At 36.7% G+C, this 25,083-nt stretch carries 23 protein-coding genes; 1 reads left to right on the forward strand and 22 read right to left on the reverse strand.

All coding sequences use genetic code 11. From position 1 onward, the window contains the following. The first annotated feature begins 860 nt into the window (after positions 1-860). Entirely contained in the window at positions 861-1,799 is a 939-nt protein-coding gene (locus tag ACOI1C_RS19975; protein ID WP_422512327.1) for an acetamidase/formamidase family protein, read from the forward strand. Positions 1,800-2,155: 356 nt separating this feature from the next. On the opposite strand, the gene ACOI1C_RS19980 is transcribed toward ACOI1C_RS19975, so the two are convergent. From ACOI1C_RS19980 to ACOI1C_RS20085, 22 genes are all read right to left on the reverse strand, one after another. Then, positions 2,156-3,508 carry a multi antimicrobial extrusion protein MatE gene (locus tag ACOI1C_RS19980; protein WP_422512328.1) on the reverse strand — a complete coding sequence of 451 codons (1,353 nt, stop codon included), beginning with the start codon at positions 3,506-3,508 and terminating at the stop codon, positions 2,156-2,158. Between the two features lie 66 nt (positions 3,509-3,574). Continuing rightward, positions 3,575-3,709 carry a hypothetical protein gene (locus tag ACOI1C_RS19985; RefSeq protein WP_422512329.1) on the reverse strand — a complete coding sequence of 45 codons (135 nt, stop codon included), beginning with the start codon at positions 3,707-3,709 and terminating at the stop codon, positions 3,575-3,577. Further along, the gene (locus tag ACOI1C_RS19990; RefSeq protein ID WP_422512330.1) at positions 3,706-4,929 is read right to left on the reverse strand and encodes an MFS transporter; all 1,224 of its coding nucleotides are present in this window, start codon (positions 4,927-4,929) and stop codon (positions 3,706-3,708) included. The genes ACOI1C_RS19985 and ACOI1C_RS19990 overlap by 4 nt, the downstream gene beginning before the upstream one ends. 429 nt (positions 4,930-5,358) lie before the next feature. Next, on the reverse strand, positions 5,359-5,757 hold the full coding sequence (locus tag ACOI1C_RS19995) for an acyl-CoA thioesterase (protein ID WP_422512331.1): 399 nt from the start codon (positions 5,755-5,757) through the stop codon (positions 5,359-5,361). A 17-nt stretch (positions 5,758-5,774) separates the two neighbouring features. Continuing rightward, complete coding sequence (locus ACOI1C_RS20000; protein WP_422512332.1) at positions 5,775-6,944, reverse strand: iron-containing alcohol dehydrogenase; 1,170 nt, start codon at positions 6,942-6,944, stop codon at positions 5,775-5,777. Positions 6,945-6,972: 28 nt separating this feature from the next. Further along, positions 6,973-8,343 (reverse strand): MFS transporter, encoded by a 1,371-nt coding sequence (locus ACOI1C_RS20005; RefSeq protein WP_422512333.1) that lies wholly within the window; start codon positions 8,341-8,343, stop codon positions 6,973-6,975. Between the two features lie 161 nt (positions 8,344-8,504). Then, the gene (locus ACOI1C_RS20010; protein ID WP_422512334.1) at positions 8,505-9,458 is read right to left on the reverse strand and encodes an alpha/beta hydrolase; all 954 of its coding nucleotides are present in this window, start codon (positions 9,456-9,458) and stop codon (positions 8,505-8,507) included. Between the two features lie 23 nt (positions 9,459-9,481). After that, positions 9,482-9,886, reverse strand: coding sequence for a MaoC/PaaZ C-terminal domain-containing protein (locus ACOI1C_RS20015; RefSeq protein WP_422512335.1), 405 nt, complete (start codon positions 9,884-9,886; stop codon positions 9,482-9,484). After that, positions 9,883-10,332, reverse strand: coding sequence for a MaoC family dehydratase N-terminal domain-containing protein (locus tag ACOI1C_RS20020; RefSeq protein ID WP_422512336.1), 450 nt, complete (start codon positions 10,330-10,332; stop codon positions 9,883-9,885). The genes ACOI1C_RS20015 and ACOI1C_RS20020 overlap by 4 nt, the downstream gene beginning before the upstream one ends. 21 nt (positions 10,333-10,353) lie before the next feature. Then, positions 10,354-11,118, reverse strand: a complete 765-nt coding sequence (fabG, locus tag ACOI1C_RS20025; RefSeq protein WP_422512337.1) for a 3-oxoacyl-ACP reductase FabG — start codon at positions 11,116-11,118, stop codon at positions 10,354-10,356. 36 nt (positions 11,119-11,154) lie between these two features. Continuing rightward, the gene (locus tag ACOI1C_RS20030; protein WP_422512338.1) at positions 11,155-12,330 is read right to left on the reverse strand and encodes an acyl-CoA dehydrogenase family protein; all 1,176 of its coding nucleotides are present in this window, start codon (positions 12,328-12,330) and stop codon (positions 11,155-11,157) included. Between the two features lie 116 nt (positions 12,331-12,446). Further along, a complete protein-coding gene (locus ACOI1C_RS20035; RefSeq protein WP_422512339.1) occupies positions 12,447-13,598 on the reverse strand; it encodes an acyl-CoA dehydrogenase family protein in 1,152 nt (383 codons plus the stop codon). Positions 13,599-13,635: 37 nt separating this feature from the next. Beyond that, positions 13,636-14,805 (reverse strand): thiolase family protein, encoded by a 1,170-nt coding sequence (locus tag ACOI1C_RS20040; RefSeq protein ID WP_422512340.1) that lies wholly within the window; start codon positions 14,803-14,805, stop codon positions 13,636-13,638. A gap of 167 nt (positions 14,806-14,972) precedes the next feature. Beyond that, positions 14,973-15,371, reverse strand: coding sequence for a PaaI family thioesterase (locus ACOI1C_RS20045; RefSeq protein ID WP_422512341.1), 399 nt, complete (start codon positions 15,369-15,371; stop codon positions 14,973-14,975). Between the two features lie 98 nt (positions 15,372-15,469). Continuing rightward, positions 15,470-16,705 (reverse strand): ABC transporter substrate-binding protein, encoded by a 1,236-nt coding sequence (locus tag ACOI1C_RS20050; protein WP_422512342.1) that lies wholly within the window; start codon positions 16,703-16,705, stop codon positions 15,470-15,472. 103 nt (positions 16,706-16,808) lie between these two features. Further along, positions 16,809-17,516, reverse strand: coding sequence for an ABC transporter ATP-binding protein (locus ACOI1C_RS20055; protein WP_422512343.1), 708 nt, complete (start codon positions 17,514-17,516; stop codon positions 16,809-16,811). Next, positions 17,500-18,273, reverse strand: a complete 774-nt coding sequence (locus ACOI1C_RS20060; RefSeq protein ID WP_422512344.1) for an ABC transporter ATP-binding protein — start codon at positions 18,271-18,273, stop codon at positions 17,500-17,502. Before ACOI1C_RS20060 ends, ACOI1C_RS20055 begins: the two co-directional genes overlap by 17 nt. Beyond that, a complete protein-coding gene (locus ACOI1C_RS20065; RefSeq protein WP_422512345.1) occupies positions 18,273-19,280 on the reverse strand; it encodes a branched-chain amino acid ABC transporter permease in 1,008 nt (335 codons plus the stop codon). The genes ACOI1C_RS20060 and ACOI1C_RS20065 overlap by 1 nt, the downstream gene beginning before the upstream one ends. Next, a complete protein-coding gene (locus tag ACOI1C_RS20070; protein ID WP_422512346.1) occupies positions 19,281-20,144 on the reverse strand; it encodes a branched-chain amino acid ABC transporter permease in 864 nt (287 codons plus the stop codon). It lies immediately after the preceding gene. An 18-nt stretch (positions 20,145-20,162) separates the two neighbouring features. Further along, positions 20,163-21,746 (reverse strand): long-chain-fatty-acid--CoA ligase, encoded by a 1,584-nt coding sequence (locus tag ACOI1C_RS20075; protein WP_422512347.1) that lies wholly within the window; start codon positions 21,744-21,746, stop codon positions 20,163-20,165. A gap of 318 nt (positions 21,747-22,064) precedes the next feature. Further along, positions 22,065-23,738 carry a sigma-54 interaction domain-containing protein gene (locus tag ACOI1C_RS20080; RefSeq protein ID WP_422512348.1) on the reverse strand — a complete coding sequence of 558 codons (1,674 nt, stop codon included), beginning with the start codon at positions 23,736-23,738 and terminating at the stop codon, positions 22,065-22,067. 64 nt (positions 23,739-23,802) lie between these two features. Further along, the gene (locus ACOI1C_RS20085; RefSeq protein ID WP_422512349.1) at positions 23,803-25,008 is read right to left on the reverse strand and encodes an acyl-CoA dehydrogenase family protein; all 1,206 of its coding nucleotides are present in this window, start codon (positions 25,006-25,008) and stop codon (positions 23,803-23,805) included. Between the last annotated feature and the right edge of the window lie 75 nt (positions 25,009-25,083).

A 25,083-nucleotide genomic window follows, 5' to 3' on the forward strand; every position in this document is an offset into this window, starting at 1 on the left:
CAGAATAAGAATTTCCAAATTAAATAATATCTTCCTAGCCCGTTTATGGGGAGGGGGAAACTCTATCCTTCTATCAATATGTTCTGTAGAAAACTGGTTACATGACTTCCAGTCATGTAAAAAACTTCCTACTAATTAAAAACAACCTGTGGATAACCCATAGTTATCCACAGGTTCGAAATTCAGGATCAATTAAAAAGTGAATTTTTCTTCCTAAACCATAATATTTACCTAAATGGAGTTATGTATGCCTGCTATTTATGGTTGGAAAATTGCAAGTGAGAATATTACTCTTAAGTTACCATCTTTATATTATGGTGGTATTAACAAAGGGAAATATAAAGTGACATAAGCCATATATTAGGGCAAAACAAAGTAATAGTTCGTTATAATTACGGTAATTATGCAGAATTAAACTGTTTTGCCTAAAATGTATTGTCTATTTTTGCCCTTAATAGGGGTGAAGCTCTCTATATATGATACTTTGGTTGCATAAAGTTTACTATAGCAACGATTATCAGTTTTTATCGACGATTATCTGATTTTATCAGCGATAATACGCTGGGTTTCTATTTTCCTAATAAAACTTTTCTTGTATTTCCCATGACTCTACTGTTTGGTATGCAGTTTGGGGATCCATACCTTTTCCAATCAAATAGGTCATTGCTGCAACCTCTGACATTGCGTGCTTATAGGAACTCCCCTTATTACACTACAAAGTTAAAGGATAAGGAATTCCTATTGTTTTTATCCGCCTTCCAACTTAATATGTGAATTTAAAATTTTCAATAGTTAGTAATTGTTTACTTCTACAATAAATCGTAAACTTAATACAATAACATAGTAAAGGAGTACACCATATGATACATACAGTAGATTTAGACGCTAAACATTTTCACGGTTCTTTCAGTAAAGATTATCAACCGATCCTAACGGTTAATTCCGGGGATACAATTCAGTTGAAAACTCTTGATATTCAATGGGGATACTCTTCTTCAAGAAATGAAGATAGACTGATATTTAGGTCAAGAGAAAATGAGGAAAAACCAGGACACCCTATTATCGGTCCTATTGCTGTTTCTGGTGCAAAGCCCGGAATGGTGTTAGAAATTCGAATGAATGAAATTGTACCTGGTTGGTATGGCCGAAATTGGGCTGGTGGTTATCCGAGCTGGCAAAATAAGAAATTAGGACTTACAGAAGCTGAGAAAGTGCAATTAGATTGGGAACTTAATCCAACTACTATGACTGGTACATGTAATATCGGCGCTCAAAAATTTCACGTTGGCTTACAACCTTTTATGGGATTAATGGGAGTTGCTCCTGCCGAACCTGGTGTTCATCCAACGGCCCCACCTCGTTATTGTGGAGGAAACATTGATTGTAAGGAGTTAGTTCGTGGCAGCAGTTTCTTTTTACCAATATCAGTTGATGGTGCATTATTCTCTATAGGTGACGGCCATGCTGTTCAAGGAGACGGAGAGTCATCTGGAACAGCAATTGAATGTCCAATGGATTTAGTCGACTTTACGCTAATTCTTCATGATGACATGCCCGACTTAAAAATGCCAAGGGCCAATACCCCATCAGGTTGGGTCACATTTGGTGTGAATGAAGATTTAAATGAAGCTGCAGCTGTAGCTCTTGATGAGATGGTTCAACTTATGCAAAAGTTTTACAAGATTCAAAAAGCTGAAGCACTTGCACTAGCGAGTGTTGCTGTTGATCTCCGTGTCACACAAGTTGTCAATGGTGTAAAAGGTGTACATGCAATACTGCCACATGGAGCAATTCGATAGAGCTTTGACATATTAATTGTCTTAAAAAGTGAGGATTAATTTACACTGATTATCAAGATTGATTTTGCTCAAAAAGCCCCTAAAAGAATAATCAAATTATATATTACTATTTCCAAACAATGTGGAAAGTGCTAATATGCCTTATCTTCACTATGTTGGTGAAGATATGTACTAAGAAAACCTGGCAGATTATTTGGGTAACCTGTCAGGTTTAATCTTTGATTTTACTATTATTCACACTTATTTTAATTCATTTATTAGGAGGGTCTCTTTTTGTTTATTAGTAGCTGAAAGAAATAAATAAGACGAAATTTATCTCAAGCAAAGTGTCTTACTGAATAATTATAGTCCGAAAATTATCCTTCCCTACTCAACCCTCTAATCGCAAAAACACTACTCCGGCCTTCCGAGTGCTCCCTTGCATTTACAATGCTGCTAACCACTATAAGTTCAGCAAGCATTCCAAACGATTGCGCTAAGGCTCCGATTATACCATTCCACTCTGACATAAATTGAACACCTAGGAATAAGATAATCATTGTGATAACAAGATTTGTTGATTGTGAAATAATTGTTACTTTTGTTTGTTTATGGAGCATTAGTAACCCATTAAAGAAATCTACAAACGGAAATACTAAGGCCATAATCATAAACACCTTTAATACTCGCAAACTGGCTTCTAGTAATCTACCATCAACACCTATCACATGCTCCATAAAAAATGTTCCTATGGGAGTGTAACAAAAGATTCCTATTAGAATACATGGGATAAATCCCATCACAAATGAAAATCGTTTTACCTTTGCTTCATAATCATCGTAAAAATTAATAACAATTTGATGTGTATAAGAGAAGAAACTAATCAACAGATGGGTAACACTTAAAGCGATAGCATAGCTTGCTATTGCTAGTGCTATATCATTTGTTTTTCCTAAAAAGATGTTAATTGCAGGTCCTACTGCAACAATGATAATTGATGACAGCATAAGAGGGCTGTAAAATTTAAATATTTGTTTTTTTGATTTTATTTGTTGCGGTTGTTTTTCTGGCATCTTTTTAACTAAAGAACGTGCTTCAATTAGACTTATGATGCACTCGATCATCATTCCTGCTAGAAAAATATAGGCCCCTGTTCTACCATCAATACTTCCAGATTGTATAAAATATAAGGACAATAAATACATCGCTGCTAGTCGGATTCCCATCCCGATTGTTAACCATTTTGTTTGACGGTTGAAAATGATAATTCCATGACCTAAACAACGCAAAGCGGAAAAGATGGTGACAAAAATCAGGACTTGATAGGTCTCTTTTATCGTTATAACCATATCATCTTTCACACCATAAATCGTAGAAAAAATGAAATTTCCAACGGGCGTATACGCCACTGCTAATGATACAATTAGTAAACTAATGATAACGTAACCAGAAAAGCTAGACATAATCTTAAATGAACTCTTGTCCCTTACTAATGATGAACATGTTTGACGAAGTAATACTGCAAGACGTTCCGTAATACCGAATAAGCTCATCGCAATGGCATAGCTCGCAATAACAAATTCGGCATTCTCAGCCCTAGCTAAAGTACTATTGATAATAATGTGGGATAGAGTAACAAGACTTGCAGACAAACCTAAAGGAATAAAGAAAAATAACAATGTTCTTGTCTGTAATTCTTCTTGTTTTTTAATATCTATTTGAATCAACACCTTATATAGAAAAGCCCTGGCAATAAGTAATTACCTGGGTTTCTAGTTACTTTTTATAAATATTTGTTAGACCACTTCAGGATGTAAAAGTTCAGCTGAGAATCGATCAATACCTCTTTTCACAACTTCAGCTCCGACATCTGGTAGCATACGAATCAAGACCTGAAATAAAGATTGATGACCAAAAGCCATGGCATTCATATTTTTTCAAGCTTTTGAATCACCTTATTTTTCATTGACCATACCCATGTTATTGAAATAACGACGAGAGTTGTGGTAATAAATGTTCCATGTAAAACCCAGACCATCTGTGGCATCGTCAATCCTTTAAGTAAAATTGGTGCAATGATAAAACCTAAAGCAAATCCTAGTGATTTAAGTAGCATCCCAATTCCAAAAATACGCCCTCTTATATGGTTATCTGTTTTTTGTAGAATTGTAGCATGCAATGTAGTAAAAGCTGCATCAAAAATTCCTGTTAAGAAAGCAAATGCAAAAATAATTGGTAAGCTAGTATTTGATAAAAAGACGATAAAGCCTGTAGACATTAGAATCGCACAGATAAAAGCAGCGAAAAAGAGTTTATTATCTTTTAACCATCTTAGTTTAGGTAGTGTATATGTAGCTAGAACAGCACCTACACCCCATACTCCCCAAATGAATCCATAATAGAAGCTTTGCCTTGTTGGATCTAGGTCCTCGGCTAAAAGTGGGATTCCTAGATTATGTGAGCTTCCTGCAAAAGCCCCGATTAGAAAAACAACATTAATCATCATAAGCATTGGAGCTACTTTTAAATATAAATGGACCTCTTTTAAATCATCCGCAATTGATTTTAGTTTCGCTTTAACTCCGTTAGCGATTTCTACTTGTCTAGTAGGTGATGGCTGCCACTTCATTCTCATCAATACTACTGCTGATAATAGATAAGTGCCTGCATCTATTGCCAGGGTTATTTTATAACCTAGAAAATCCGTAATTAATCCTGCACCTATGAATCCTGCTACTAAACTAATAGATGTTAATCTAGCAATAAGTGAGTTGGTTTCTAACACTTTGTCTTCTCCAAAAATTTGTGGTACCTCTGCACTAAAGCTTACCATAAAGCTTGTGCTGATTAATCCGATTAAAAACGAAGCGAATAGAATCATTGTTGGACTAGGAAATATAATTAATAAAATAATAACAACCGCCCGTAACACATCCGTTACAATCATAATGTTTTTACGATTATATCTATCAGCTAAAACACCTGCAACTAAGCTAGAAAGAACACCACCAATTGTTCGTGCAGCCATTGTAGCAGCAAGCCAAATCGTACTTCCTGTTGCGGCATACATCACCACATTCAAAACAATTAAATCCATATACGTACCAAAATCAGATAATGCTTTTACATATAAAATTAGTTTTCTATTCATCGGTGTCTTCCTTTGCTTATTATCGTCTTATTTAAGAATAAATTGAATGTCGATATTTCGCAACACGAAATTTTGTTTCATTGAAATTTTTGTGATAATTAAACTACATATGACTGATGTAAATCACTCACATTGACTGAGCGGAACATAGTGAAGGATGTCGGTATTCTTTTGTTCATAGTACACTCAGTTTGGTTCATAGAACTATACATTCGGTTCATAGAACATAAGATTAGGTCCGTAGTATTTCCAGTTTAATACCTAAATGATTTAACAGTTCGTGCCTTGAACCTCGGAAGAAAATTCACATCTCATATAAATCTGTATAAAAAGTTCCTGAACGTGGAAAAGAACTGACCTTTATGAAGATCAGTTCTCACACCAACTATAATGTTATCTATTTAAAGATACAGGCATAATACAGAATCATTACTTATCTTCATACAAATGATATTGCAATTCTTTCCGAATTTCATCAGATATAGGCTCTGATCTTTGAGTTGTATGATTAAAATTCACATAAACTGTTTTTCCGATTGCACAAAGTGTTTGATCCTGGTGAATTTCTTCATACAGTTCTAAACTTGAGCTTCCAATTCTTTTGACCCAAGTATAAACTACAACGTTTCTACCAAAATAAATCTGTTTAACAAATTCAACGTTCATATTAATGATGATCATCTTCCAATTAGAAAAGGAATGATCAGGCATAAATAATTTAAATAATTGGTTTCGCCCTGCTTCAAACCATATCGGTAATGTTGTGTTATTAATATGACCTACTCCATCTGTTTCAGAAACTCTTGGTTCAATAATCGTTTTATACATCGTACCCCTGCCTTTTATTAAATTTCATCAATAGAAAATTTGCCTTCATAGGCCATTTGATAAATTTGATAGATATCATTTTTAAGAAGCGGCATTGGGCTTCTCGCTAATAACCTTGTTTGCTTTGTTGCATCCTCTGTTAATTTAGATAGATCATCCAATTGTACACCATATTCCTTTATACTCGTGGGTAATTGAACATCTGAAATTAACTTCTTTAGTAGCTTATAATAGTATAAAGGAGTATCCTCATGATCTTCTTCTTTATTTATCAGTTTTCTAATTTCTATCATCTTCTGAGGAACTTTACTCGAGATATATGGAATCACATATGGTAGTAGAACAGCATTTGCCTCGCCATGTGGGATGCCAAATTGACTACCTAATGGATATGCTAAAGCATGAACACCTCCAACTCCTGCGTTAAAAAAGGAAAGTCCCGCTAAATAACTCCCATAGCTCATATCCGTTCTCGCCTTTTTATCATCCCCTTGATGTACAGCACTGCGCAAGGAATTTGCTAGTAACTCAATTGCTTTTATTGCCAGTGCATCTGTTGCGACATTCGCATTTACCGATAAGAAGGATTCTATTGCATGTGTTAGTGCATCTACCCCTGTTGCTGCGGTCACTCTACTCGGTAGAGTTAATGTTAACTCCGGATCTACGATAGCGACATCCGCAATTAAATATTCATGTGTAATAACATCCTTAGTATGTTCTAAGGATAATACAGAAATATCGGTTACCTCACTACCCGTGCCTGATGTTGTCGGAATTAGTATCTTAGGAATTCCTTTATGCTTTAGTACTCGAGTGCCAGTTAAATTTAAGTAATCTTTAACATCTCCATCATTTGTATAAACAACAGCAGTTAATTTGGCAAGATCTAGTGTGCTACCCCCACCTATTCCAATTACACAATCAAAGCTACCATTTCGTGCGAAGTCAATAAGCTTTTGTGCGCACTCAAGAGAAGGTTCTGGTTCAACATCAGAATAGAGTTTTATTCTGAATTTCACATCAAGAGAAGCGATCATCTTATCTATCATTCCAAGCTGAATCAAAACGGGATCTGTCACGATTAATATCGAGGTAACATTTCGTTTTATTAGTTCAGGAGCTAAATTTTCCATTGCACCCCAGCCTGTATACGATAACTGGGGAAACTTTAATGTAGATATCAAAGAAGGACCTCCTTTTGTAAAGTTATTTCTACCTACTTAACCGCCTTTCACCATTTCTAATATAAAAACCAATAATCATAAACCCACCTAGAATCAAAATAACCAATCCTGAAAAAATGATACTATACATAAGATTTTGGGACATATCATGTAATATGGTTAAAGCAATACCAGTAACTGTCACACCAAAGGCACCACCAAAGAATTGAAATAACTGCGCCATTCCCATACCGGCTCCAATTTCTTCATCGGTTAAAATTCTCGAGATCTCATTTGAAATACTTGATGTTAAAGCTGAAAAGCCAGTACTCATAAACATATATGTAAAAAGAATATAGTACGGTGAGATTGTTGATGTTAGTGTAAATAAAATAGTCGCAATCAGCAAGAGTAGCTGACCCATAATAATTATGGGTAAATTCCCAAATTGGTCAATTAGACGTCCAATAAACTGTGCAGCAATAGCAGATAATATGGCACCTGGGAATATCAATAACCCCACCTCAGCTGGATCCTTGAAGAATACTACTGTTAAAATAATGGGCATTAAAAATAAAGTAGCGAAGTGTGTGAGAAATACAAAAAAACCAATTGAAAGTAATTGCATATATCTCTTATTCTTTAGTAACTTCGGCTGAACGAAAGGCATATCAATTTGGTGAATATGTCTCCACATAACAAGTAATAAGACTATGCTGCAAATTAAATATACAAATGAAAAACTACTTAGAAATAACAATAATCCAGTTACACTTAATCCTGTCAGTAGCCCTCCAAATGTATCAAACTTCACCTTTTTAATTTCTTCCTCAGGCAGTAGTTTTTTAAAAAATGGAATGAGTAGGATAACAAATCCAGTCACAGCAAACAGATAATTCCAGCCCAGGTATTGAGTAATAATCCCACCTAAAACTGGTCCAAGACCAAACCCTAGTGAGGCAGCAGAGGATATATAAGCCATTACCCTACCCCTTCTAGAGATTGGAATATAGCGACCTGCAAGAACCATAGCTAAACCAGGTACAGCTCCTGCACCCGCTGCTTGAAGTATTCGTGCAACTAACAAAAGAATGAAGCTGTTGGAAAGAAACCCGATCATGGAGGCCATTCCTAATATCGTTAATCCTATTAAGAGTAGTTTGCCTATTGGTATGTAATCAGATAAACGACTGAAAGTTAGGGTTGCAATAGCAAAAACGATCGAATAACCTGACACAATCCACGAAGCAGTGGAGGAGGTAATCGATAAATCCATGAGTACTGTTGGTAATGCCACATTAAACATGGTCGTATTCATAACAACTAACCAAACAGTGAAACTCCATATCAGAACAACTTTAGTTTCTTGAAGTACTCGAGGGTGATCATCGCTAGTCATTTGTACTGAAATTGAGGTCATTTAAACTCACCTACTAATAGAATTGTAACTACCTTAACTTACTTTCCATCTATCATAATTGTAACAACATGTTTTTAAAAGCAAAGGGTCTTGAATTTAAATAATATTAATTAGAAAAAAGGATGAACGAATTCTCATCCCTTTTCCTGATCGATGTAAGTTTATTTATTTTCGACTGCTTGCTGATGCTCTCTTTTTAAATACCGGGCAGACTCTTTTATGGCTGTTCTACCACTCTCTAATGGAGCAGTCATTGACATGAAACCATGAATCATCCCTGGGTAGCAAATATAGGTTGTTTTTACACCAGCCTCTGATAGTTTGCTAGCATATTTTTCTCCACCATCACATAATGGATCGTATTCTGCTGTTACTATGTAAGCTGGCGGGAGAAGTGCTGCTTCCTCATCAGGAATGAGCATAGGTGCTGCGAGTGGACTTTGTGTCTCACTTGGCATTGAGAAATATTGCTCCCCAAACCACTTCATTGTAGCCTTTGTTAAATAGTATCCTTCACTATATTTCTCGTACGATTCAGTTGGTTCAAACGTTGTGGATGGATAAAATAATAGTTGATGACTAATTTCTGGACCTTTTCGTTGGTTTGACAAATAACAAACGACTGCCGCTAGATTTGCACCAGCGCTATCTCCACCAACCGCGATCCTTTTTGAATCAACACCTAATTCTACAGCATGATCTGATACCCACTTAGTTGCAAGATAGGCATCTTCCACCGGTACTGGAAACTTATTCTCGGGTGCTAAACCATAATCTACTGAAATCACCTTACAGCCTGCTTCATTTGCAAAGGAACGGCAAAGAGCGTCATGGGTGTCGATATTCCCAATTACCCAGCCCCCACCATGAAAATAAACAAGTGCAGGTACTACTGGATTCTCATTTGGTGAATAAATTCTAATAGTTATTTCTTTGCTATAGCCTAATATTGTTCGATCCTCTACTTCATAAATATCTTCTGATAGACTTAAGACCTTGCTAGATTCTGTATACAGTGCTCTTGCTGCCCCAATATCACCTAGATCTTCTAATGGCGGTAAATTCCTGACTTTAAATGCATTTAATAACGCTTCAGCCTGTGGATGCAAACTCATATGATCAACACTCCCCATTCTCATTATTCATATTTTGCAAAAGCTAAATTGCCCTTGATAACATCATCTCCATGCTGATTTATTGCCACAACATCAAACACATATTGACTAGTATTCACCTCCTTTAATACAGCCTTTAATGTAATCATATCGTTTAAAAAAACCATCCCCTTAAATCGGATTGAGTAATCCTGAACAAATCCTTCTTCATAAAACGGGGTAAATAGTTTAGCTAGATTTCCCATTGTCCACATTCCGTGAGCAATAATTCCTGGTAACCCAGCCCTTTTCGCTTCTTCATCAATGGTATGAATTGGGTTATAATCACCAGAAGCCCCAGCATATTTAATTAAATCAATTCTGGTAACTGGGGAGAGGTTTATATCATTAAGTGCATCTCCAATATGAAGATCACCTATACTTTTCATGTTCTAACCGCCTTTCTAACTGCTTCATTTAAAATTACAACCTGTTCAGCAGTAAATATTAATTCTCCGGTTAGAGATTCACCATATCTCTTAATAACAAGAATGCCCATTTCTCCAAGCTTCCCTGACCGTTCATAATAATCTTTAACTTCTTGATAGCACAGGATATCTTCTCCAACTAGCAATGGTTTTTGATAATGATAGATTTGTTCCCCATGAATAAGACCTTTATTTGGTAACTGTAATTCTTCAATGGATCCGTATTCAAATACCCGAGGAAATGTGGGAGGTGCTATATTAGCTTTATACCTAGAATTTAACCCCACTTCTTCATCAATAAAAATCGGATGTGAATCACCTATTGACTCAGCAAATTTCTTTACAGCCCCTCTTTCAACCGTATTTTTTACTTTACTAGATTTCTTGCCAATACAACTTGTATACATTTCTTCACCTCTAACTGTGTATTAGTTTTTAGGGCCACCGGCTACATAAATGACTTGACCACTTACAAACGAAGATTTTTCATCCGCAAAGAAGGCTACAGCATTTGCAATATCTTCTGGTTTACCACTCCTACCAACTGGAATTTTCGCTACACTCGCTGAAATGAGGTCTTCAAAAGGGATGCCTATTCTTCTGGCAGTTTCTTTTGTCATCTCTGTTTCAATGAATCCTGGTGCTACCGAGTTGGCGGTAATTCCATACCTTCCAAGCTCAATTGCTAATGTTTTAGTTAATCCCTGCAAGCCTGCTTTTGCCGTCGCATAGTTTGCTTGCCCACGATTGCCAAGCGCTGAGGTAGATGATATATTAATAATTCTCCCATATTTATTCTTAACCATATGTTTTTGTGCTGCTCGACATGCATTGAACGATCCTTTTAAATGAACATCCATAACCGTTTGCCAATCATCATCAGACATTTTATACAATAAATTATCTCGGATTACACCTGCGTTATTAACCAAAATGTCAAGGGAACCAAAGGTACTTACAGTCTCTTCCATTGCTAATTCAACTTGATTAGCGTCTACAACATTTGCAATCTTTGAAAATACTTCTACCCCTTTTTCACGTAATTCATATGTTGCTTCAAATAAGGCTTCTTCATTGACATCAATAAGTGCAACCTTGGCCCCTTCCTCTGCAAATTGTTCAACTATGGCTCGGCCTATTCCCCTACTACCACCGGTTACAAATGCTACTCTTCCAAAAAATCTTCCCGTCATATTATCTTGTACCTCCTTCTATTTAAAGCTTGTTATTTATAAATACTGTCCTACTTTCACATGGCCTTTTAGTAGATTTCTAGAAATGATTAAACGCTGTATTTCATCGGTGCCGTCGTAAATTCTCCAAAGTCTAGCCTCTCGGTACCATCGTTCAATAGGAAGTTCTCTTGTATAGCCCATCCCTCCATGTATTTGAAGAACACGGTCTACCACATTATTTCCCATATTTGCACCATATAATTTGGCCATTGAAGCTAAATGGCGGTTATCTTCACCATGATCTAATGTAAATGCTGCATTTAAGACTAACCATTTAGCTGCCTCGATTTCTACAGCAGAGTCTGCAATTTGCCATTGTATGGCCTGACGCTCTGAAATTGGTTTTCCAAATGTTTTACGTTCCTTTGCATAATCAATGGCCATCTGAAGTAATCTTTCTGCAGAGCCAACTGCTCTCGCTCCAACTATCCATCTAGCAAAACCAATCCACTCTAAACCTAGATTGTAGCCACCATCTACTTCGCCTAGTACATTTTCTTCTGGTACTCTAACATTATCAAAAACTAAGCCAGCAGGACCCCACTCTCCCATTGTATGGATATATTCAGACTTCCATCCCATATCTCGATCCACAATAAAGCATGTTACGCCCTCGCGCCCTGTTGCTGCATGTTTTTCTTTGTCTGTTACAGCTATAACCATGACGAAATCTGCTTCATTTCCTCCAGTAATAAAGGTTTTCTCTCCATTTAAAATCCATTCATTTCCGTCCTTAACTGCCGTCATCTTAATGTTTCTAGTATCTGATCCTGCATCAGGCTCTGTCATAGCAAAGCATGACTTCTTCTCCCCATTAATTGTTGGGAGTAAATACTTTTTCTTCTGCTCTTCATTTCCATAATACAAAATATTATCGGCAGAGCCACCAAACTGAAAAGGAACAAATGTTTTTGAAATCTCCATCACTACAAGAGCAAGCATCATCTGTCCTAAATCTGCTCCACCATAGGCAGCAGGTGTATTAATACCCCAAAACCCAGCAGACTTTGCTTTAAGCTGAAGCTCATGTTTCTTTTCTGGTGATAAACTAGGCTTTCCTTCCCGTTCATTACGTAAAACTTCATTTTCAAGCGGTATTAATTCCTTTTCGACAAATTTTCTTATCGTTTTTTGAACCATCTTTTGCTCTTCTGTTAGGCGTAAGTACATATGATTGATCCTCTCCATTCGTCAATTAACTCGTTTTGTGGTTTATGAAATTGATTGAAATTGAAAAAATAACATTTGAAGGTATTGTAAGCAATTCAACGCTTATTCCTATGAAGTCACCTGCTATATTCCTTCCTAAGCTGAGCCGCGATGATGTTTTTTTGAATCTCGGAAGTTCCTTCATAAATTCTCGTGATTCTAGCATCACGAAAATATCGTTCTATCGGAAAATCTTTTATATAACCAAGGCCTCCATGGATTTGAACGGCCTTGTCTGCTACTCTGTTGTATACTTCTGAGCCATATAGCTTTAGCATTGCTGCTTCTTTAATAACCTTCTGTTTTTGATCTACCATCCAAGCAACACGGTACATAAATGACCGGAGAGCTTCAACTTCTAGTGCCATTTCAGCAAGCATATGAGCAACGGCTTGATGCTCAATGATTGGAACGTGGAACTGTTCTCTATTTTCAGCATGTAACATACACATATCTAATAGCTTTTGAGAGGAGCCTAAATTTCGGGCAGCCAAACCTGCACGACCGTTAGTTAATATTTTTAATGCGTTTACATAACCTTGACCAACCTCACCAAGAACGTTTTCTTCAGGAACCTCACAATCTTCGAAAATGAGTTCAGCTGAGTGAGAGCCTCTAAGTCCCATTTTTCTTTCTACTACACCTACTTTAAATCCTGGAAACCCTTTCTCTACTACAAATGAAGTTATTCCTCTGGATCCATTTTCTGGTTCAGTTACAGCCATCACTGTAAAAATGTCAGCAACTGTTGCATTTGTAATATAATGTTTGGTTCCATTAAGAATATATTTATTACCCTGTTTAACTGCAGTTGTCTTCAAATTTGTTGCATGTGATCCTGCCTGAGGCTCTGTCAAAGCAAAGGCGCCAATTCGCTCTCCCCTTGCCATATCAGGTAAATACTGTCTTTTTAAAAATCCACTTCCCATTTCAACAATACCTACTGAACCTATTCCAGTATGTGCTCCTATTAGAGTTGTATATCCATTATGTGTTTTACCAATTTCCTCATATAAAGCACATTTACCAACCATCCCAATTCCTAGACCACCATATTCCTCTGGGATACTTAAACTAAACAAACCAATTTTCTTTGACTTTTCGATAATTTCTTGTGGTATCTTATCCTCTTCCTCAATTTGCATTGAAAAAGGCTCTACTTCATTTTTTATAAAATCTTTTATATTTTTTTTTAAAAATAAAATATCCTCATCAAGCATAAAGTTCATCCAAACACACCCTTATTTTAAGAAGATAGAATTCTCCCTATTTTCTTATTAGACTTAAAGCAATTCCTTGTCCTCCGCCTATACATGCTGTGACGAGACCTTTTTTAACATTTCTTCTTTTCATTTCATATATCAATTTAGTTATTAGCATTCCTCCTGTTGCTGCAATGGGATGACCATGAGCAATTGCTCCACCATTAACATTTACCTTTTCCATATTAAAGGACAGCTCTCTATCACAGGCAAGAACCTGAGCAGCAAATGCTTCATTAATTTCAATCAGATCGAACTCATCAAGCTTTTCTCCAGATTGCTTTAATAGCTTTTGTACGGCTGGTACAGGGCCTAAACCCATAATATTAGGATCAACGCCGGCCACCGCCCAATCTGAGATATAGGCTAAGGGTTCTAAACCTCTCTTCTTTGCTTCCTGCTCTGACATGATCAACAAGGCAGATGCACCATCATTCACGCCTGAAGAATTCCCCGCTGTAACAGTGCCGCCTTGCTTGAAAGCTGGGGATAGCATGGATAGCTTTTCCAAGGTTGTATCTGCTCTGGGGTGTTCATCCTCTTTAAACAACCACTCTCCTTTTTTTGTTTTAATAGAAATCGGTAGTATTTGCTCTTCAAACCATAGATTTTTCATTGCAATACCCATTTTCTGTTGACTTCTAAACGCAAATTCATCTTGTTCTTCTCTTGAAATAGAGTAAATCTCAACCAAATTTTCAGCTGTTATTCCCATTGGTGGATCTCCGATATGATCAGGTGATAACTTCCTCTTCACAAACTTTGGTGGCATACGATCGAAAGCTGTTTCCTGAGGAGTTAATAAATAAGGAGATCGAGATAAACTTTCGGTTCCACCCGCCATAACAACATTTGCCTTTCCTGCAACAATTGCTTCAGCAGCTAGTGCAACACTATTAATACCTGATCCACACTGGCGGTCAATAGTTAAGCCAGGGACAGAAAACGGCAATCCTGCTTGTAGTAGTGTAAGCCGCGCAATATTTCCCCCTCCTGCACCACAATTTCCAAGGATGACATCATCAACCTCTTTACCATGAACCTGCGTGCGGTTTAATGCCTCCTTCAAGACAAGTGCACCATATATAAATGGTTCTAATGACGATAATGCCCCACCTTTTTTGGCAATGGGCGTTCTTACTGCTGAGACAATAACTGCTTTATTCATAACCATTCCCCTTTCAAACATGTATTGTACTAATATATAAAGCAAGAATCATGCCAACAAATAAGATTGACATTAGTTAGAGTTTTGTGAGTAATGGGAAATTAACCATTCGTTTTTGAATCAGATATAGTGTTTTGTTCATTCATTTCTGTATTTAATAATTCATAAATGAATTATTTTGAATGTAGTATTTTAAATGTTCCTGTTCCTTTTGCAATCATTTGATCATCTTGGTCTGTTATAATCCCTTCTCCAGTCACAATACGATACCCCTGTTGTAAAATAGTAGCTTTAGCAATTAATAGACCATCTACAGCCGGCTTAGTGTAAGAGATATTTAGATTTATTGTTGTAGAGGGGAGTGAAACAAGCGAAGTGATAGTTGCACCAATAATGTTATCGATCATGGTAGCAATGACCCCACCATGAACTGTTCCAATACTATTTTTGTGATAATCTTCTATTTGAAGTTGCAATATCACATTTCCTTTTTCATATGAAATAGCTTGGAATCCTAAAAGGTCTGAAAATAAACTTTGATATCTAATTCTTGGATCTTGATTCGCAGTCACATTTTAACTCCTTTCTGTGGTTAAGCAGGTTTCGTTAACTATAACTTTAGAAAAATATAGATGGTCAGAAATTCACTGACCATCTATACTACCTATCTTTATTCTCCTAATGATTTATCAACAATTTTGCCGTCTTCTACAACACCCATTCTAAGTGGTGTTACTAAACCACCGTTTGCTTCTAGTTCGGTAATATCATAGATTTTTTTGTCTGCCGGAAGTGCATCTAGACCTGCTTGCACCTTCGCCATAATTGCTTCAGCGTCTTCAACTGTTCCTGCAGCTTTCATCGCTTCAACAAATAAATAGGTTGCCAAATAATGATAACCCGCTTCTGAACCTGGATTTTTTCCATGCTCTGCTATATAATCTGTGATAAACTTTTCATTTCCTGCATTTTTCGAATAAATAAGAGGTAGAACTCCGACAGAGCCCTCAATTAATTCTGTTCCACCTAGTACAGCTTCTATTTCATCAAGCTTTGCTTGGTCCATAATGAGGAAACCACCTTTAAATCCTAATTCTCTAGCTTGTTTAATAACTAAAGCTGTTGGTTGTGAAGGTCCTCCTACAAATAATACATCTGGCTCTTCCTGTAGTGCATTTGTTACGATTGTATAGAAATCTGTATCCTTACTAAAATCAATCGATCCATTATATACAACCTCTCCGCCAAGCGCCTTCCAGCCTGGCTCTAAAACAGAAGTCCAATCCTTACCATATTGTGTTGCCGTTGGTAGTAAAGCGATCTTTTTTCCATAGCGCTCCATTTGATAGGTGGAGAATGGTTCAATATACGCGCTATATTTTGGTGGAATTCGTAAAGATAATGAATTCCCTTGTTCTGTTATTTTAGGTTCACTAGAGTAAGCACCGATTATAAATTTTTCCTGCATATTAAACACCTGTGTAGCGAAGATTCCGCCACTATGAGGAACAAAAATAATAGGTGTTTTATTTTCCTGAACTAACCTTTTAGCGTTAGCACCTGTCTCATTCGGTAAGTATTTATCATCTAAAGAAACAAGGTTCAGATTATATTTCTTTCCAGCAACCTCGAATCCACCGCTACCATTGATCTCTTCAACAGCCATTTTTATCCCGCTAAGAGTATTTTCACCGTAATAGGCTGCTGGACCGCTTAATGGACCACTATATCCGATGTTGACTGTACCTGCCTCTTCTTCTACTACTGGTTCTGGTTCTTTTTCTGGATCTGTTTCTGTATCTTCTGGTTCACTTTCTGGTTGTGAGGAAGGTGTGCTACTACAAGCTGCTAACATTAAAACAAATAAAAGAAGCATGAAAAATAACAATTTGTTCAATTTAAACATTTACATTTCCCCCTTTAATAATTTAATAGTCTATTAAACAGATAAGTCGTTGAAACAAGTGACCCAGGTAGGACACCCCCCTTCAAGCAAAATGGACTACTAGTTAAGCACCTATATATGCCTTCCGAATACTATCGTTTTCAAAGAGTTCTTCACTTGTTCCTTCTAAGACAATTCTTCCTGTTTCAATTACATAGCCTCTGTCTGCGATCTTTAGAGCAGCATTTGCATTTTGTTCAGCAAGCAACACTGTTGTTCCCGTTTTATTTATCTGCTTAATAACTTCAAATACTTGATCTACAATTAAAGGTGCTAAACCAATTGAAGGCTCATCTAGCAGCATAACCTTTGGGCGTGCCATTAACGCTCTTCCAATTGCTAGCATTTGCTGCTGTCCACCACTCAGGGAACCTGCTGAATTGTCCTTTTTATCTTTTAATATTGGAAATAACTCATACACCATCTGTAAATACTCTTTATGTTTATCCTTCTCCTTACGTAAGACAAACCCACCCAAATTAAGATTTTCATAAACAGACATTTGTGGAAAAAGCTTTCTTCCTTCGGCACACTGAACAATACCCGCTTTAACTAAGCGATCTGGGGATAGGCCTCCAATACTCCGATCATTTAAATGAATCGTGCCTGAGGAAGGCTTACTTAATCCACTAATCGTTCGGAAAATCGTACTTTTACCTGCACCATTCGCTCCCAAGAGTACTACAAGCTCACCTTGTTGAACCTCTATATTAATATCTCTTAATGCTTCGTAGGGTCCATAGTGGACAGATACACTAGTTAACTTTAGCAATATTACCACCTCCCAAGTAGGCTTCAATGACTAATTGATTATTTTGGATTTCCTCAGGAGTTCCCTCGGCAATTTTTTCTCCGTAATTTAGCACCATAATTTTGTCAGCAAGGTTCATGATCATCTGCATTTTGTGTTCAATTAAACAAACGGTAACACCCTTTTTGACCATTTTGCGAATTAACTCTGCTAATCCCTCTGTTTCCTCAGGATTTACACCTGCCGCCGGTTCATCTAAGAATACAATGGAGGGATCAGTTGCTAACGCTAAAGCAAATGCGGTACGTTTTTTTGCTTCCTGTGAAATGCCTGAGACAGGTTGATAAGCTAGATCTGCTAATTCAACAAACTCTAACACCTCCATGGCTTTATCTCTACATTCCTTTTCTTCCCGCTTGAGCCTCGACGTTTTAAAAACAGCATCAAATAATCCGGATTTTGTTCTCAATCTATGACCAATAATGACATTATCAAGTACTGTTGATTGCTCAAATAGATTGGTAGTTTGAAAGGTTCTTGCAATTCCAAGCTTTGCAATCTGATCTGCTCTTAAAGCTGTAATGTCTGTCCCATCATAGATAACTGAGCCCGAGTTGGGAGGATGAAAACCACTTATTAGGTTAAAAAAAGTCGATTTACCCGCACCGTTTGGTCCGATTATCGCTGTAATCTTCCCTTGCTCAATTTCAAAGTCAACATTGTCAACAGCAACAAGGCCGCCAAATCGTTTAGTAAGTGCATTTACCTGAACAAGCATTATTTCTCCTCCTTAACAGTAGCCGTGTTCCTGATTGGTGTAATATGGATTTTGGCTTTCTTTAGTTTTCGTTTTGCCACCCAAGAATGGAAGCCCCCAACAATACCATATGGATAGAAAATAATGATAATTACTAGCAAAGGTCCGAAAATTAACATTCGATAATCCTGCAGGAATTGCAAATACTGCGATACCCATATAATCAGGAAGGTACCTACTAACGGACCTGAGATCGTTCCAATTCCACCGACAAGAAGATACATAAGCATGTCAAACGTAATATTTATATACGAAATATCAGGCCCAATAAATCGTATAAACGATGCATAAAGTCCGCCACTTAATCCTGCAAAAAAAGTAGATAAAACAAAGGAAACAAGCTTTTGTTTCATCGTATTAATACCGATGGTTTGTGCAAGCTCTTCACTATTTCTAATCGCTATATACGTTCGACCAACCAGTGATTGAACGATTCTTCTAAATAAGAAGACCACAAGCACTAGGAAGAAAAGCATTAAATAATAAAGGGTCTTTGGAGAATCGAAGGTGACCGGGCCAATCGGGGCAGGAGCAGGAATCCCAATTAGTCCACGAACACCTTCTGTAACTGCTTCCCATTTATAGATAACCAAATAAATAATATAACCAACACAAAGCGTATAAATGGCAAAGAAGTGCTCCTTTGTACGAAGAGCAATTAAGCCGATTAAAAAGCCGATACAGGATGTAATAATAATTCCTAATATTAGAGCCAACCAAAAGTTTAAACCAACCTTTACCGTCAACACCCCAACTGCATAAGCACCGATACCAAAAAAACCAGCATGGGCTAATGAAAGCTGACCTGTATAACCACCAATCATATTTAAACCATAAACGCCAATTGCAAAAATAAACACAGAGGAAAAGATATGTAGCATATATTGATTATCCGATAGAAGTGGAAACACTAGTGCTGCCACTAAAACTAAGATAGTACCATTTCTTTGGTTCAAAAAGGTCGACATTTATTGAACCCCCTTTGCAAATAACCCTTTTGGTCTAATTGTTAAAATGACCACTAGTAATAAAAATGCGATTAAATCTTTATAATCATTTGAGATAAAAGTTGCACTCAGGCTCTCAGAAAAACCAATAATATACCCACCAATAATTGCACCAGGAATACTTCCCATGCCCCCGATAATAATGATAACAAAAGCCTTCAGAATGACTAAATGACCCATACCAGGAAAGACTAAATTAATGGGTGATGATATAGATGCTGCAAAAGCAGCAAGTGCACCCGAGATAAAAAATGTTATCATCGCGACTTTATTAGCATTGATTCCTACTAAAAATGCACCTTCTCGATTTTGTGACATCGCAATAATCGCTGCCCCTGTCATCGTCTTTTTCAAGAATACATACAGTAAAATCATTACTAAAACAGCAGTACCAATGATAAGCAGTCGCTGAACTGTGACAGTTACTCCGGCGAGGTCAACCACTTGATCGTATGGAGAAAGCATACGTCTATAATCGGCACCCCATAATAATTGGACAAAGGCCTCTAAAAATAATAAAACCCCAATTGCAGCGATTTTGTCATGAATCGGTGGTGCATTTCGTAAAGGATGAAAGACTAATCTTTCCATTAATATTCCTAAACAGCCAACTACGAGTATGGAAAAGAATATCGCAACCCAGTAATGAACACCAAAACTCTCCATTGTAATTAGGGTTACATACCCACCAACCATATACAAAGCACCATGTGCAAAGTTTGGAATGTGAAGAATTCCATAAACAAGTGTCAATCCGAGAGCCACTAAGCTGTAAACGCTTCCAATTGTAAGCCCATTAAAAATTTGCTGAATTAAAATATCCATGTCCTACCTCCAATTTTCTTAGACGGAATATATTTCCTTGAGTTTTCTCTTTAAAATTTTGCCAACTGTTGTTTTCGGTAGTTCGTCTACAAAAGTAACTGCACTAGGAACTTTAAAGGCAGATAATCTCTCACGACAATATTGAATGAGTTCAGACTCTAATAAATCATGGTTTTCTTTTATTACTACAATTGCCTTTACTGTCTCTCCTCGGTATTCATCTGGTATACCGATCACAGCTGCTTCGAGAACACTTGGATGACTATATATAACATCCTCGATCTCAATCGGGTAAACGTTAAATCCACTAGCAATAATCATTTCCTTTTTTCTACCAACAATATAGAAAAAACCATCAGCATCCATCATGGCTAGATCACCCGTGTAGAGCCATCCATTTCTTATAACAGATGCTGTTTCTTCTGGCATTTTCCAATACCCTTTCATGATTTGGGGCCCACTTATGATCAATTCACCAACTTCACCGATTCCTAGCGTTTCTTCACCTGTTGCTATGTCTACAATTTTTGAATCCGTATTTACAATTGGTATACCTATGCTTCCCCTTTTTTGTAGGCCAGCAATTGGGTTTCGATGTGTTACAGGTGAGGCTTCTGAAAGTCCATAACCCTCAGCAACAGCTGTTCCACTAACTTCATTAAATCTATTAATTACTTCAACAGGCAAGGGCGCAGAGCCACTTGTACAATATGTTAAACAGCTTAGATCAAATTTGTAGGATTGATAATAATTTAGTAAGGCAATGAACATCGTCGGAACACCTGGGAATGCAGTCGGTTTTGTCGTTTCAATCAGCTGGACAACTTCCTTTACGTCAAACCTTGGAACTAAAATCAAATTACCACCATTGTAAAGTGTTAGACTCATGGCACTTGTCATCCCATACACATGAAACAATGGAATAATAGTAAGTACCCTTTCTTCACCTAATCGAGTTTTAATCTGTGCCGTTGCAGCTCCTTGAAGAGTATTTGCAACAAGATTATAATGAGTGAGCATGGCCCCTTTTGACCGACCTGTCGTGCCACCGGTATATTGAAGTACCGCGACATCTTCTCTTGCATTAATGTTTACATTTGGAAGCTGAACACCCGAATCACTCAGGAGTTCTTGAAACATACTCTCTTTTTCAAAGGAAACAGTTAAAGTGTCTGTAAGGGAGGTTTGATCAATGATGCTTTGTACAATCGGAAGAAGGGAATCGATCACGACAAGCACTTTTGCCTGCGAATCATTTAACACATATAGTAATTCAGATGCTTTATACATTGGATTAACTTGAACAATAGTTGCACCACATAGCTGCGCTGCGTAATAGCTTATTACATATTCAGGACAATTCGGAAGCATAAGAGCAACTCGATCTCCCTTACAAACTCCTAGCTTAAATAAAGAAGCAGCAACCTTTTTAACACATTGATTAAGTTGACCGTAAGTATACGATTTAGTGTAAAAGGTAATAGCAGTTTGATGTTCATATTTATTTACAGATTGCTCGAATAATTGAGATATAGAAATCTCAGGAATCTCAATTTCTTTTGGATTTCCGTCTGCAATATGTTTTAACCAAGGTCTTTCCATCAATATTTCCCCCTTGTAGAAATCAATAATGTCTCTACTCTATTAATAAGCAAGAATCATGCCATTTTTTTCGATTTAACTGTTAACAAAGTACTTAACTATAAAAAATATCGGTAAACAGTTACCTTGACAGCTTATTTTTCAACTGGAAGAAACTGCTGATATAAATCAAAAATAAAAAATCAAGTGGATCCTGGCTTCTAATAGCCAATATTACGCCACTTGATTCAGTATTGAATCGGTATTTTCTTTATATTCTGGTAATTAAAGGTGCTAGGTGTAATTTGTTTTTGAATTATTAATTCATAATTGATTTACCTAAGACAAGTTGTATTTTTGAAGCTTTCTCACAACTGTTGCTTGACTCGTTTTAAGTTTTTCTGCAAGCTCGTAAGTTGTCTTACATTTTAACAATGCTTTTTTCAAAGTCGTTTGTTCTGCTAATTCTACAGCTTCTTTTAATGAAAGATGTTCACTAACACTAATTTCAACATCATTCTTCAATCTATATTCTTCCGGAAGATCAGATAATGTAATGAGATCATGTTGAATGGTCAAAATTAACCGTTCTAACAGATTGGAAAGTTCCCTGACATTTCCTGACCATTGGTAATGATAGAAGAAATTATTTAGGTCTTTATCAAACACTTTGTTAACATTATATTTTTTTGCGTAAAATTCTAAAAAATGATGAATTAATGGAATTATATCGTCTCGACGTTCTCGAAGAGGTGGCACTACAATTGGAACAACATTCAGTCGATAGTACAAGTCTTCACGAAATTGACCAAGCTTTACCATCTCTTTTAAATCCTTATTTGTAGCAGCAACTAATCTAACATCTATCTTTTTAGTTTTTGTACCTCCTACACGCATAAATTCCTTTTCTTGAATGACTCTAAGTAATTTTACCTGTAAATCGAGAGGAAGCTCCCCGATTTCGTCTAAGAAAAGCATTCCTTTATGGGCAAGCTCAAACATACCTGCTTTTCCAGACCGATTCGCTCCTGAAAAAGCGCCACCTTCATAGCCAAATAATTCCGATTCAAGTAACTCTCTCGGAATAGCACCACAGTTAATTTTAATTAATTTTCCTTCAATGCATCTTGAACTTAGTCGATATAGATGACGAACTAATACATCCTTCCCAACTCCAGTTTCACCAAGTATAAGCATTGTCGTATCAAAATTCGCAAGTCTTCCTACCATTTCATAAATTCCCATCATCTTATCACTTTTTAATATTATATCGGGATCTTGATGAGTGTAGGACTTTAAACGCTGTAACTCTTCTCTATACTGCTCGTTCAATTTCTGTACTTTTAATAATTCCTTGTTCAGCTGGTTTAAATCAGATAGATCTCTAATATTCGTTACAACCTTTTCTATTTCACCTTCTTCGTTGAATATTGGACTACCTGTCATTAATGTTTCTTTTTGATTAAAATTCTTTTGAACAACAGAGACTGTTTTCTTTTGCTCGATAACCTTAAGGGTAACAGACTCTTCTAAAATTCCTCTTTTTATTAAATGGTTAATATTTTTTCCAACATAATAATGTTTAGGAATTCCTGTGATTCTCTCAATCGCTGAATTAGTCCTTAATGTATTCCCAAAGCGATCTGTAATGTATATCCCGTCATAGGAACTCTCTATAATGGCATCTAATTCTCTATTTGAGATGTCTAATTCCTTAAGTCGTTTCTCAAGCTCAAAGAAATTAGGGTCATCCACTAAAATATACAGGCGACATAATTGATCCTTTTTAGTATAGTCCCGATACAAAAGTAAATAATGATCTTCATCTTTAGTAGCAAGAATTACATTACCGTCTTTTTCTGTCCAGTTATTAAATGTTGCTTGTATGGCAAGCTTGTATGATAAAAAAGCTTTAAGAGCATGACCTTCTTCTATATGTATAGATAGAATTTTGCCGTCTCTATTTGTAATAATACTGTTAAACAATGCTACTTGTATCTTTTCTTCAATCACAATATACACCCCTTATGCTCTATAAAGGAAATAAATACAAGAGTTATTATTCTCAATATTCAATCTATTTAAAAGATAATGAATCACTGGACCATGCTGGGAGATTATAGTTTAAGTGTTTGTCCTCACGATAGCCTAGAACATATTCGGCTTGCATCACGGTATGAATTTCACGTGTTCCTTCATATATGACAGGTGCTTTTGAGTTTCGGAGATATCGTTCAACAGGATATTCATCAGAATAACCGTAGGCACCGTGTATTTGCACGGCATCATTTGCTGCTTCATTTGCAAAATCACATGCTTGCCATTTAGCTAATGATGTTTCTCTCGTATTTCGCTTACCTTCATTTTTTAAACTGCCTACTCGATAAACTAGTAATTTTGATATTTGAAGACCTGCTTCCATTTTAGCAATCATTTGCTGTACTAGCTGATGCTTACCTATTTCTTTACCAAATGTGCTACGCTCATGACAATACTTGACACTAGCTTCTAAACAGGCTTGAATGAGCCCACATGCACCTGCTGCAACTGTAAATCGACCATTATCCAGTGCAGACATCGCAATTTTAAAGCCATCCCCTTCTTCTCCAAGTCGGTTTTCCTTTGGAACCTTTACATTGTCAAAAAACAATTCGCCCGTATTTCCAGCGCGGATTCCAAGCTTTCCTTTAATAGCTTTCGAAGAAAAACCTGGTATTTCTCGTTCAACAATAAAAGCTGAAATTCCTTTATGTTTCTTCGATTTATCTGTGTAAGCGAATACAAGAAAATGATCGGCAACATCGCAAAGTGAAATCCACGTCTTCTGACCGTTTAAAATGTAGAAATCACCATCTCTATCAGCAGTTGTTTGGAGTGCAGCTACATCTGAACCTGCATTAGGTTCTGTTAATCCAAATGCACCCACCTTATCCCCCTTGGCTTGTGGTACTAAGTATTTTTGCTTTTGGAATTCATTACCCCATTGAAGAAGTGTCATACAATTTAGTCCTGTATGAACCGATACAGCCGTTCGAAAAGCGGTGTCCCCTCGTTCTAGTTCCTCACATACAATGGCAAGCGAGTTATAATCCATTCCACTCCCACCATATTCTTCAGGAATACACACTCCCATCAAATTAAGTTCACCTAAGCGTTTCATAATATTAGTCGCAAAATGTCCATTTCGATCCCACTCTGCTATAAATGGCATAATTTCTTTATCAACAAATGACCGGACTAATCTTCTAACCAAATCCTGCTCATCAGACAAGTGAAAATTCATTATTAATCTCTCCTTCTAATCTTTATTCTCCAATCTATTAGACTATATTCTTGAACAGTACTAAAATACCTTTTA

This window comes from Bacillus sp. DJP31, from assembly GCF_049310945.1.
Taxonomy (GTDB): Bacteria; Bacillota; Bacilli; order Bacillales; family SA4; genus Bacillus_BS.

Excerpts from the sequence above, each read along its gene's own strand:
- ACOI1C_RS19975 (WP_422512327.1), top strand. The coding sequence starts at position 861 with ATGATACATACAGTAGATTTAGACGCTAAACATTTTCACGGTTCTTTC.
- ACOI1C_RS19985 (WP_422512329.1), bottom strand. The coding sequence starts at position 3,709 with ATGAATGCCATGGCTTTTGGTCATCAATCTTTATTTCAGGTCTTGATT.
- ACOI1C_RS19990 (WP_422512330.1), bottom strand. The coding sequence starts at position 4,929 with ATGAATAGAAAACTAATTTTATATGTAAAAGCATTATCTGATTTTGGT.
- ACOI1C_RS19995 (WP_422512331.1), bottom strand. The coding sequence starts at position 5,757 with ATGTATAAAACGATTATTGAACCAAGAGTTTCTGAAACAGATGGAGTA.
- ACOI1C_RS20005 (WP_422512333.1), bottom strand. The coding sequence starts at position 8,343 with ATGACCTCAATTTCAGTACAAATGACTAGCGATGATCACCCTCGAGTA.
- ACOI1C_RS20010 (WP_422512334.1), bottom strand. The coding sequence starts at position 9,458 with ATGAGTTTGCATCCACAGGCTGAAGCGTTATTAAATGCATTTAAAGTC.
- ACOI1C_RS20015 (WP_422512335.1), bottom strand. The coding sequence starts at position 9,886 with ATGAAAAGTATAGGTGATCTTCATATTGGAGATGCACTTAATGATATA.
- ACOI1C_RS20020 (WP_422512336.1), bottom strand. The coding sequence starts at position 10,332 with ATGTATACAAGTTGTATTGGCAAGAAATCTAGTAAAGTAAAAAATACG.
- fabG (WP_422512337.1), bottom strand. The coding sequence starts at position 11,118 with ATGACGGGAAGATTTTTTGGAAGAGTAGCATTTGTAACCGGTGGTAGT.
- ACOI1C_RS20030 (WP_422512338.1), bottom strand. The coding sequence starts at position 12,330 with ATGTACTTACGCCTAACAGAAGAGCAAAAGATGGTTCAAAAAACGATA.
- ACOI1C_RS20035 (WP_422512339.1), bottom strand. The coding sequence starts at position 13,598 with ATGAACTTTATGCTTGATGAGGATATTTTATTTTTAAAAAAAAATATA.
- ACOI1C_RS20040 (WP_422512340.1), bottom strand. The coding sequence starts at position 14,805 with ATGGTTATGAATAAAGCAGTTATTGTCTCAGCAGTAAGAACGCCCATT.
- ACOI1C_RS20050 (WP_422512342.1), bottom strand. The coding sequence starts at position 16,705 with ATGTTTAAATTGAACAAATTGTTATTTTTCATGCTTCTTTTATTTGTT.
- ACOI1C_RS20060 (WP_422512344.1), bottom strand. The coding sequence starts at position 18,273 with ATGCTTGTTCAGGTAAATGCACTTACTAAACGATTTGGCGGCCTTGTT.
- ACOI1C_RS20065 (WP_422512345.1), bottom strand. The coding sequence starts at position 19,280 with ATGTCGACCTTTTTGAACCAAAGAAATGGTACTATCTTAGTTTTAGTG.
- ACOI1C_RS20070 (WP_422512346.1), bottom strand. The coding sequence starts at position 20,144 with ATGGATATTTTAATTCAGCAAATTTTTAATGGGCTTACAATTGGAAGC.
- ACOI1C_RS20075 (WP_422512347.1), bottom strand. The coding sequence starts at position 21,746 with ATGGAAAGACCTTGGTTAAAACATATTGCAGACGGAAATCCAAAAGAA.
- ACOI1C_RS20085 (WP_422512349.1), bottom strand. The coding sequence starts at position 25,008 with ATGAATTTTCACTTGTCTGATGAGCAGGATTTGGTTAGAAGATTAGTC.